This window comes from Staphylococcus sp. EG-SA-2 (genome assembly GCF_017152085.1).
The window spans coordinates 1-9,992 of record NZ_JACYHC010001193.1; the positions used below are offsets into that span (position 1 = coordinate 1).

Below are 9,992 nucleotides of genomic sequence, written 5' to 3' on the forward strand. Positions count from 1 at the left end.
TAATTGGAGCCGTTCTTATGGACCTACATGATGAATGGATTTATTCTTCAAGAAAATACATCAATTTTGATAAGTAGAAATGGTAAAAACATTGTATAGCATTTTACACAGGAGTCTGGACTTGACTGAAAAGGGATACCCATATATTTCAAGGAATATTAATGCTAATAATGGTGCTGTAGGTAAAACTTATGTGTTAGTTAATAAAAAAGAATTTAAAAACAATTTAGCACTGTGTGTTTACTATTTAGAAAAACTAATAAAAGATTCTAAAGATAGTATTATGATTTGTGATGGACCAGGGAGTTTTCCAAAAATGTTTAATACAAATCATAAAAATGCTCAGAAATATGGCGTTATTCATGTTAATCATCATGAAAATTTCGATGATACGGGTGCATTTAAAAAAAGTGAGAAATATATTATTGAGAATGCGAATAAAATTAACGGTGTAATTGTATTAACAGAGGCACAAAGATTAGATATTCTTAATCAATTTGATGTAGAAAATATTTTCACTATTAGCAATTTTGTTAAGATACATAATGCTCCAAAACATTTTCAAACTGAAAAAATCGTAGGTCATATTTCTAGAATGGTACCAACGAAGCGAATTGATTTGCTTATTGAAGTGGCTGAGTTAGTCGTAAAAAAAGATAATTCTGTTAAATTTCATATATATGGAGAAGGATCTGTCAAAGATAAAATAGCTAAAATGATTGAAGATAAAAATTTAGAAAGAAATGTTTTTCTTAAAGGATATACAACAACTCCACAAAAATGCTTGGAAGATTTTAAATTAGTCGTTTCTACATCTCAATATGAAGGTCAAGGGTTAAGTATGATAGAAGCAATGATTTCTAAAAGGCCTGTTGTTGCCTTTGACATCAAATACGGACCAAGTGATTTTATAGAAGATAATAAAAATGGTTATTTAATAGAAAACCATAATATTAAGGACATGGCTGATAAAATACTTCAGCTTGTTAATAATGATGTATTAGCAGCGGAGTTTGGTTCGAAAGCGAGAGAAAACATTATAGAAAAATATTCAACGGAATCAATATTAGAAAAATGGTTAAATCTTTTCAATAGCTAAATGAAAAAATCCTAGGTATTCATGAGTACCTAGGATTTTTACGCATGATATATACAAAAAAAGAGAGGATAGTCCTCTCAAATAATAGTTAATAAAATTGTAGCCATTTCTTCCAGCTGTAACTACTAATACAAGCTAAGTTCATTACGATATGTATGATTTCAAATTCATAACCACTTACATATCCTCTTGTAAGTTTAAGTGTGAAGATTGAGCCTAACATAACACAAATATAAAAAACATTAACATAAGGCGTTAAAAAGCCGATAATAAGTGCTAAACCTCCAACAACTTCACCAATTGACATCAATACTGCGATGGTAGGTGGTAAACCTAAAGAGCCTAAGAAGTGAATTGTTCCATCTAAATCAACAAATTTCAAAGTACCATGCACTAAGAATGATGTTGCTAACATCCATCTAATTAAAAGCATACCTAATTTCATCATGTCACCTCCAACATTCATATTTTTAAAACATAGTCCAAATTATATTTGTAAAGATGTGGAAAGTAAAGATTATTTATAAAAATAATTATTAAATATTTATTAAATGTTCTATTGTATTGAACAATTGTTGTAGAAAGATGTTTAAGTCATCAGTTACTTTTTGTATTTATAAATAAAGATTAGTACAGCATAGTGCAAAGATTATAGGGAAATGAATTAACTATTGCATCGCTATTTATGAATCGTAAACACTATTATGAAATTGCGAGAGTAGTATGGATAATTAGAATGATGGTTTGAGATAAATGAGTATTATTAACCAGTGCGTCATCTTCAAAATTAGAGGCCATTTGCTGTTTATAATAAGAAGATTTGATAATAAACTATGATAAGAAAAAATAATAGCATACCAAATATATCATAAACAAATTAAATGATAAAATAATAATGCAGTTTTCTATTAAAGTTGTTTGGAGGTAAATATGTGAATAGGAATATCGTTAAATTAGTTGTGTTTATGCTAATCTTAGTTGTAGCAGTAGCGGGTTGTGGTCAAAAAGATACTGAAGAGAAAACTGAAATGACGACAATAAAAGATGAATTAGGAACTGAAAAAATTAAGAAAAATCCTAAACGTGTTGTTGTATTAGAATATAGTTTTGCTGATTATTTAGCAGCATTAGATATGAAACCTGTTGGTATTGCAGATGATGGCAGCACTAAAAATATAACAAAGTCAGTAAGAGATAAGATTGGGGCATATGAATCGGTTGGATCTAGACCGCAACCGAATATGGAAGTGATAAGTAAATTAAAACCGGATTTGATCATTGCAGATGTTAGCAGACATAAGAAAATCAAATCAGAATTGAGCAAAATTGCTCCGACAATCATGTTAGTTAGCGGTACGGGAGATTATAATGCAAATATTGAAGCATTTAAAACAGTCGCTAAAGCAGTAGGCAAAGAGAAAGAAGGCGAGAAGCGTCTGGAAAAGCATGATAAAATATTAGCGGAGATTAGAAAGAAAATTGAACAGAGTACGTTAAAATCTGCATTTGCATTCGGTATCTCAAGAGCAGGTATGTTTATTAATAATGAAGATACATTTATGGGACAATTCTTAATTAAAATGGGTATTCAACCTGAAGTCACAAAAGACAAAACTACGCATGTTGGTGAACGCAAGGGTGGTCCTTATATATATTTAAATAATGAAGAACTTGCCAATATCAATCCAAAAGTTATGATTTTAGCCACTGACGGAAAAACGGACAAAAATAGAACGAAATTCATTGATCCTGCAGTTTGGAAATCATTAAAAGCTGTGAAAGATAACAAAGTTTATGACGTTGACCGAAATAAGTGGTTGAAATCAAGGGGGATTATCGCAAGTGAAAGTATGGCAGAAGATTTAGAAAAAATTGCAGAAAAAGCAAAATAAAAATACAGCGCTACTCGTAAATCATATAAGAGTGGCGCTGTATTTTTAATTATGTTTATTATCTGTCGGATGTGATGATTTACCTGAAAGTTTATTTCGAATAAATTTAATTACATAACCGACAAGGATTGTTTTAACAATTCTTTTAATGAATTGGCGCATCGTTACATACCTCATTTCTCTATATCTTATGAACTATATACCCATTCATATATGCTTTTTAAACGTCATTGTCACTATTTAATTTTTAGGGAATATAATATAACCATCTTTATCTGCTTTTTTAGTAAAAATGACAAAAATTGCATGTATTATTGAGATGATGGTAGGGATACCTGTCCAGAAAAATAATAAGTGAAAAAGACCTTGTCCAAATTTATCAGCATAAAATTTATGAATACCTAAACCTCCAAGAAATAATGCAACAATAACATAAATGGCTTTATTGACTTTCATTTGTAAATCCTCCTTAACTATAATTCTACTTAAATTCGTTGTGAAAACCAATATTTCTAACTTTAGAATTTTCAAACTTTCTAAAATTATAAGTATATCTTTTTAAAATAAGCTAGAATTTCTATATAATAAATGTTAATAACGTAAAAGGGAATGATGACATAGTGATACGTCAAGCACGTCCAGAGGACCGATTTGATATTGCGAAGTTAGTTTATATGGTTTGGGATGATATGGAATTAGAATTGGTAAAGCATCTACCTAAAGACATGGTATTAGATGCAATTGAAAAAAGCTGTGTTGATGCAACATATCGAACTTTTTATCAGCATATTTTAGTTTATGAAGTAGAAAATAAAGTAGCAGGTTGTATTATTAGCTATAGTGGTGAAAATGAATTGAAATACGAAAAAGCATGGGAACTACTTGACTTGCCAGAAGAAATAAAACAATATGGCACGCCATTACCTGTAAAAGAAGCTAAAGACGATGAGTATTATATAGAAACAATTGCGACATTTGCAGCATATAGAGGTAGAGGCATCGCGACAAAGTTATTAACGTCATTACTTGAATCAAATACACATGTTAAATGGAGTTTGAATTGCGATATTAATAATGAAGCAGCATTAAAGTTATATAAAAAAGTAGGCTTTATATCTGATGGACAGATTGAATTATACAAGCACATGTATCATCATTTAATTGTTAAATAAAAAAACTCGACAGTTCGATGTAAGTCGATTGCCGAGTAGTATCATTTTCTATTAAATGCCTGCAAATAATGCACTAATATAAATACCTAATGCATATAATAAACCGAAAAATGTATTTGTTTTACCAGCAGCAGCCATTGCTGGCATCATTGTAGGCGGTGTATCATTCTTCTTGAAACGTCTGATAACTTTAACAGGCATTGGGAATGATAACAACGCAAGTAAGTAAAATAATGAGCCACCAGGTTTAATAATGATCGTAAGTACAATAAAGGCATAAGCGATAAAGTACATGATTGCCATAAATGTTAAAGAAGCATTTTTACCTAATAGAATGGGTAAAGTTTTGCGACCACTTGCTTTATCTTTGACACGGTCGCGAATATTGTTAGCCATATTAATTAAACCGATAGTGATTACTATAGGTACACTTAACCAAATTACATAACTTTGAATATTGCCAGTTTGAATAAAGAATGCAATAACGATAATAAACATACCCATAAATACGCCTGAGAATAATTCACCGAAAGGCGTCCATGAAATAGGGAAAGGGCCACCTGTATATAGGTAACCAACAGCCATACATACTAATCCAACTGGTAATAACCAAAATGAAGAGTTAGCAGCTAAAAACAAACCTAATATTGCTGCTAAGATGTAAAATGCAATGGCTAATCGTAGCACAAGCTCTGGGCTCATACCGTTGCGAACAATGGCACCACCAATGCCTACAGATTCATGATCATCAAGGCCTTTTTTATAATCATAGTATTCATTAAACATATTAGTTGCTGCTTGAATAAGTAAGCATGCTAGTAACATGGCAATGAATAGGCTGATTTTAATATGATCTTCGCTACCAAGAAAATATATTTTAGATGCTGCTGTACCAACTAAAACGGGTACTACGGAAGCAGTTAATGTATGAGGACGCATTAAATGCCAATATTTCTTAACTGTAGAATATTGCTGATATTGATTACTCATTGAATACAAAACCTCTTTAAATCATATTTTTTATAACAAAGATATTTTAATAGAAAGTAGCATAAAGGTCAATTGACGTGAAAAATTGCAAGATAAGTTTAAGCAATTCTTGTAACACAATTATCCAAAAATGATACAATATAATAATGAGTGAAAAAAGACGAAGAAAGAAGTGAAATGGATGGCTACGGGCGTATTAGAGGACGATATTGTCAAAGAGATATATGGCAGCTCAAAGGAATGGGTTTCAGTTGAAGTGAAATTATCACAGTCACTAGACCCGAGCACATTATTTCATCTCACTGACAATGAGGCAGGAGATCGCTTTTATATGCGTTTGAATGATAATCGAACGTCATATTTTGGCTACAAAGCAATTCAATTATTCAAAAATAATTCTAAAAATAAACAATCTATTTTTAAAGACTGGGAAAAATTAAAACATAACATCACATTTATACATCCGCAATCTGAGAAACATCATCTTCGAGTTGTTGGAGGATTCCAATTTTCGAGTCATAAATCAGATGATGAATGGCGAGAGTTTGGACTAAATCATTTTGTATTACCTGAAGTTTTAATTTCAACTGATAATAATGGGACATTTTTAACTTATACAGTTAAAAGGGAAAGTTTTACTGTTGAGGCATTGAACGATTTAATGGATTTGTTCAACAATATATCGGATATAGATGTGGACGAGCAAATTGGGGAAATTACTAGAAATGAAGATATTTATAAAGATGACTGGCGTCAACTTGTAGTAGAAGCTATAGAATCTATTAATAATGAAGAAAAAATTGTACTAGCACGTAGACGGTTAATAAAGTTCGATAAAGATATCAGTATTCCATATATTCTAAAGCAAGCATATTCTAAAGAAAAAAACAGTTATATATTCTTGTTAGAATCACAAGATTCTATATTCTTTTCACAAACACCTGAACAATTAATAAAGGTCAATAATAAAATACTATCGACTAAAGCTGTAGCAGGTACAATTAAACGTTCACAAGATGAGGACGAAGATACAAAAAATGTTGAAGCATTTTTAAAAGATAATAAAAACTTAATCGAACATCGATTTGTTGTTGACAGTATTTTACATGATATTAAACCTTATATCACTGAATTACATTATGATAAGACGCCTAAAATTCTAAAAAATGATCATTTATATCACTTGTACACTGAAATAAAGGCGCCACTGAAGGATGATTCGTATATTAGTTTAATTGATCATTTACATCCAACACCTGCTTTAGGTGGCTATCCAAAAGAATTTGCGATGGATTTTATTGAACAGAAAGAATTTGGTACACGAGGATTATATGGTGCGCCGGTTGGCTATATAGATATATATGATGATTGTGAATTTATTGTTGCAATTCGTTCGATGCTTATTAAGAAAGCACAAGCAACTTTATTTGCTGGGTGTGGCATTGTTAAAGATTCTGATCCAGATAGTGAATTGGCAGAAACGAACCTTAAGTTCACACCTATGATGAATGCATTAGGAGTCGATATGAATGGGAAATCATAAAGCAGCTTTAACGAAGCAAGTTTTTACATTTGCATCTGAGTTATATGCATACGGCGTAAGGGAAGTAGTTATCAGTCCGGGATCACGCTCAACGCCACTTGCACTTGCATTTGAAGCACATCCAAATATTAAAACATGGATACACCCCGATGAGCGAAGTGCAGCATTTTTTGCAGTTGGGTTAATTAAAGGCAGTGAAAGACCTGTCGCTATATTATGTACGTCAGGTACAGCAGCAGCGAATTATACGCCTGCAATTGCTGAAAGCCAAATTAGTAGAATTCCATTAATCGTTTTAACAAGTGACCGTCCGCATGAATTAAGAAGTGTAGGCGCACCACAAGCGATTAATCAAGTAAATATGTTTAATAATTATGTAAGTTATGAGTTCGATATGCCTATTGCGGATGATAGTAAAGAGACCATTAATGCAATTTATTATCAAATGCAAATTGCTAGTCAATATTTATATGGACCACATAAAGGGCCAATTCATTTTAACTTGCCATTTAGAGATCCGTTAACACCTGATTTGAATGCAACAGAATTGTTAACTTCTGAGATGAAGATTTTACCGCACTATCAAAAAAGTATAGATGCATCGGCATTAAGACACATTTTAAATAAGAAAAAAGGTTTAATTATTGTAGGGGATATGCAGCACCAAGAAGTTGATCAAATACTAACGTATTCAACGATATATGATTTGCCTATTTTAGCTGATCCTTTAAGTCATTTAAGAAAATTTGATCATCCGAATGTTATCTGTACATATGATTTGCTGTTTAGAAGCGGCTTAGACTTAAATGTGGATTTCGTAATTCGTGTTGGGAAACCAGTGATTTCTAAAAAGTTGAATCAATGGTTAAAGAAAACTGATGCATTTCAAATATTAGTGCAAAACAATGATAAGATTGATGTCTTTCCTATAGCGCCAGATATTTCATATGAGATTTCTGCAAATGATTTCTTTAGATCATTAATGGAAGACACGACCATCAATCGCGTAAGTTGGTTAGAAAAATGGCAATGCTTAGAGAAAAAAGGGCGTAAAGAAATTAAATGTTATTTGGAACAAGCTACAGATGAGAGTGCATTCGTTGGTGAATTGATTAAGAAAACATCTGAAAAAGATGCATTATTTATTAGTAATAGTATGCCTATCAGAGATGTAGATAACTTGTTATTGAATAAAAATATAGATGTCTATGCGAATCGTGGTGCGAATGGTATTGATGGTATCGTTTCAACTGCACTGGGTATGGCTGTGCATAAACGAATAACATTATTGATAGGTGATTTGTCATTTTATCATGATATGAATGGACTATTAATGTCAAAATTAAATAATATTCAGATGAATATTGTATTATTGAACAACGATGGTGGCGGTATTTTTTCATATTTACCACAAAAAGAAAGTGCAACTGACTATTTTGAACGGTTGTTTGGCACACCGACGGGATTGGATTTCGAGTATACAGCTAAGTTATATCAATTCGATTTTAAACGTTTTAACAGTGTTTCAGAATTTAAAAATGCCACATTGTTATCTGAAACTTCGACGATTTATGAATTGATAACGAATCGCGAAGATAACTTTAAACAGCATCAAATTTTATATCAGAAATTGAGTGAAATGATTCATGACACATTATAAATACTATGAAGCAAACGTTGAGACCAATCAAGTTTTAGTATTACTGCATGGTTTTCTTAGCGACAGTCGTACTTATTATAATCACATCGATAAATATACTGATATCTGTCATGTCATCACTATAGACTTACCAGGCCATGGCGAAGATCAGTCTTCAATGGATGAAACGTGGAATTTTGATTATATTACGACGTTGTTAGACCGAATTTTAGATAAATATAAAGATAAATCAATAACATTGTTTGGATATTCAATGGGTGGGCGTGTTGCATTATATTATGCAATTAATGGTCACATCCCTATATCTAATTTGATATTAGAAAGTACGTCACCAGGTATTAAAGAAGAAGCAAATCAATTGGAACGCCGTCTTGTTGATGATGCACGTGCTAAAGTATTAGACATAGCAGGTATTGAATTATTTGTTAATGATTGGGAAAAGTTGCCATTATTTCAATCGCAACTAGAATTACCAGTTGAAATACAACATCAAATAAGACTACAACGATTGTCTCAATCGCCACAGAAAATGGCCAAAGCATTAAGAGATTATGGTACAGGTCAAATGCCAAACTTATGGCCGCGCCTGAAAGAAATTAAAGTACCAACATTAATATTAGCTGGAGAATATGATGAAAAATTTGTACAGATTGCGAAAAAAATGGCAAATTTAATTCCTAATAGTAAATGTAAATTAATTTCTGCTACAGGTCATACAATTCATGTGGAAGATAGTGATGAATTTGATACAATGATATTAGGATTTTTAAAGGAGGAGCAAAATGACTAACAGACAATGGGAAACACTTAGAGAATATGATGAAATCAAATATGAATTTTACGAAGGGATTGCTAAGGTAACAATAAATCGCCCTGAAGTACGCAATGCGTTTACACCTAAAACAGTTGCTGAAATGATTGACGCATTTTCACGTGCACGTGATGATCAAAACGTTTCAGTTATCGTATTAACTGGTGAAGGTGATTTAGCATTCTGTTCTGGTGGTGACCAGAAGAAACGTGGACATGGTGGTTATGTAGGTGAAGACCAAATCCCTCGCTTAAATGTATTAGATTTACAGCGTTTAATTCGTATTATTCCAAAACCGGTTATCGCGATGGTAAAAGGTTATGCTGTAGGTGGCGGTAATGTACTAAATGTTGTTTGTGACTTAACGATTGCTGCTGATAATGCTATTTTTGGACAAACTGGTCCTAAAGTAGGTTCATTTGATGCAGGTTATGGTTCAGGATATTTAGCACGTATCGTTGGACATAAGAAAGCACGTGAAATCTGGTACTTATGTCGTCAATACAATGCACAAGAAGCTTTAGATATGGGCCTAGTAAATACAGTGGTACCTTTAGATAAAGTTGAAGATGAAACTGTGCAATGGTGTAAAGAGATTATGAAACACTCACCAACAGCTTTACGATTCCTTAAAGCAGCTATGAATGCTGACACAGATGGTTTAGCTGGTTTACAACAAATGGCTGGGGATGCAACATTGCTTTATTACACAACTGATGAAGCGAAAGAAGGCCGTGATGCGTTTAAAGAAAAACGTGATCCTGACTTCGATCAATTCCCTAAATTCCCATAAGTTATTTTGAATATGATATTAAGTCACTTGCG

At 32.1% G+C, this 9,992-nt stretch carries 11 protein-coding genes and 1 pseudogene; 8 read left to right on the forward strand and 4 right to left on the reverse strand.

The window, feature by feature from the left end; translation table 11 throughout:
* Positions 1 to 127: 127 nt before the first annotated feature.
* Positions 128 to 1,099, forward strand: a pseudogene (locus IDG60_RS19465) (glycosyltransferase family 4 protein); the annotation flags it as partial.
* Between the two features lie 88 nt (positions 1,100 to 1,187).
* Here IDG60_RS19465 and IDG60_RS19470 read toward each other — a convergent pair.
* Positions 1,188 to 1,544 carry a DoxX family protein gene (locus tag IDG60_RS19470; protein WP_000766009.1) on the reverse strand — a complete coding sequence of 119 codons (357 nt, stop codon included), beginning with the start codon at positions 1,542 to 1,544 and terminating at the stop codon, positions 1,188 to 1,190.
* Between the two features lie 487 nt (positions 1,545 to 2,031).
* Between IDG60_RS19470 and IDG60_RS19475 the strand changes: the two genes are divergently transcribed.
* Positions 2,032 to 2,991: an ABC transporter substrate-binding protein gene (locus IDG60_RS19475; RefSeq protein WP_001081351.1), complete on the forward strand. Its 960-nt coding sequence runs from the start codon at positions 2,032 to 2,034 to the stop codon at positions 2,989 to 2,991.
* 45 nt (positions 2,992 to 3,036) lie between these two features.
* On the opposite strand, the gene IDG60_RS19480 is transcribed toward IDG60_RS19475, so the two are convergent.
* Both IDG60_RS19480 and IDG60_RS19485 read right to left on the reverse strand, forming a co-directional pair.
* Positions 3,037 to 3,168 carry an SAR1012 family small protein gene (locus IDG60_RS19480; RefSeq protein ID WP_020978112.1) on the reverse strand — a complete coding sequence of 44 codons (132 nt, stop codon included), beginning with the start codon at positions 3,166 to 3,168 and terminating at the stop codon, positions 3,037 to 3,039.
* A gap of 63 nt (positions 3,169 to 3,231) precedes the next feature.
* Positions 3,232 to 3,447, reverse strand: coding sequence for a TM2 domain-containing protein (locus IDG60_RS19485; protein ID WP_000867357.1), 216 nt, complete (start codon positions 3,445 to 3,447; stop codon positions 3,232 to 3,234).
* Positions 3,448 to 3,611: 164 nt separating this feature from the next.
* Between IDG60_RS19485 and IDG60_RS19490 the strand changes: the two genes are divergently transcribed.
* On the forward strand, positions 3,612 to 4,163 hold the full coding sequence (locus IDG60_RS19490) for a GNAT family N-acetyltransferase (RefSeq protein ID WP_000620949.1): 552 nt from the start codon (positions 3,612 to 3,614) through the stop codon (positions 4,161 to 4,163).
* A gap of 51 nt (positions 4,164 to 4,214) precedes the next feature.
* On the opposite strand, the gene IDG60_RS19495 is transcribed toward IDG60_RS19490, so the two are convergent.
* Positions 4,215 to 5,153, reverse strand: coding sequence for a 1,4-dihydroxy-2-naphthoate polyprenyltransferase (locus IDG60_RS19495; RefSeq protein WP_000070966.1), 939 nt, complete (start codon positions 5,151 to 5,153; stop codon positions 4,215 to 4,217).
* Positions 5,154 to 5,303: 150 nt separating this feature from the next.
* Here IDG60_RS19495 and IDG60_RS23150 point away from each other — a divergent pair, with 150 nt between their 5' ends.
* From IDG60_RS23150 to menB, 5 genes are read left to right on the forward strand one after another with little or no spacing between them, the layout of a single operon-like run.
* The gene (locus tag IDG60_RS23150; RefSeq protein ID WP_001791731.1) at positions 5,304 to 5,408 is read left to right on the forward strand and encodes a hypothetical protein; all 105 of its coding nucleotides are present in this window, start codon (positions 5,304 to 5,306) and stop codon (positions 5,406 to 5,408) included.
* Positions 5,374 to 6,696 carry an isochorismate synthase gene (locus IDG60_RS19500; protein ID WP_223197981.1) on the forward strand — a complete coding sequence of 441 codons (1,323 nt, stop codon included), beginning with the start codon at positions 5,374 to 5,376 and terminating at the stop codon, positions 6,694 to 6,696. Before IDG60_RS23150 ends, IDG60_RS19500 begins: the two co-directional genes overlap by 35 nt.
* Entirely contained in the window at positions 6,683 to 8,356 is a 1,674-nt protein-coding gene (menD, locus tag IDG60_RS19505; RefSeq protein WP_000526694.1) for a 2-succinyl-5-enolpyruvyl-6-hydroxy-3-cyclohexene-1-carboxylic-acid synthase, read from the forward strand. Before IDG60_RS19500 ends, menD begins: the two co-directional genes overlap by 14 nt.
* Complete coding sequence (menH, locus tag IDG60_RS19510) at positions 8,343 to 9,146, forward strand: 2-succinyl-6-hydroxy-2,4-cyclohexadiene-1-carboxylate synthase (RefSeq protein WP_000150197.1); 804 nt, start codon at positions 8,343 to 8,345, stop codon at positions 9,144 to 9,146. Before menD ends, menH begins: the two co-directional genes overlap by 14 nt.
* Positions 9,139 to 9,960, forward strand: a complete 822-nt coding sequence (gene menB / locus IDG60_RS19515) for a 1,4-dihydroxy-2-naphthoyl-CoA synthase (RefSeq protein ID WP_000184945.1) — start codon at positions 9,139 to 9,141, stop codon at positions 9,958 to 9,960. Before menH ends, menB begins: the two co-directional genes overlap by 8 nt.
* Positions 9,961 to 9,992 lie beyond the last annotated feature (32 nt).

Bases quoted from the DNA above. Each gene is read 5' to 3' on its own strand.
- IDG60_RS19470 (WP_000766009.1), bottom strand. From the start codon at position 1,544: ATGAAATTAGGTATGCTTTTAATTAGATGGATGTTAGCAACATCATTC.
- IDG60_RS19480 (WP_020978112.1), bottom strand. From the start codon at position 3,168: ATGAGGTATGTAACGATGCGCCAATTCATTAAAAGAATTGTTAAAACA.
- IDG60_RS19485 (WP_000867357.1), bottom strand. From the start codon at position 3,447: ATGAAAGTCAATAAAGCCATTTATGTTATTGTTGCATTATTTCTTGGA.
- IDG60_RS19495 (WP_000070966.1), bottom strand. From the start codon at position 5,153: ATGAGTAATCAATATCAGCAATATTCTACAGTTAAGAAATATTGGCAT.
- menD (WP_000526694.1), top strand. From the start codon at position 6,683: ATGGGAAATCATAAAGCAGCTTTAACGAAGCAAGTTTTTACATTTGCA.
- menH (WP_000150197.1), top strand. From the start codon at position 8,343: ATGACACATTATAAATACTATGAAGCAAACGTTGAGACCAATCAAGTT.
- menB (WP_000184945.1), top strand. From the start codon at position 9,139: ATGACTAACAGACAATGGGAAACACTTAGAGAATATGATGAAATCAAA.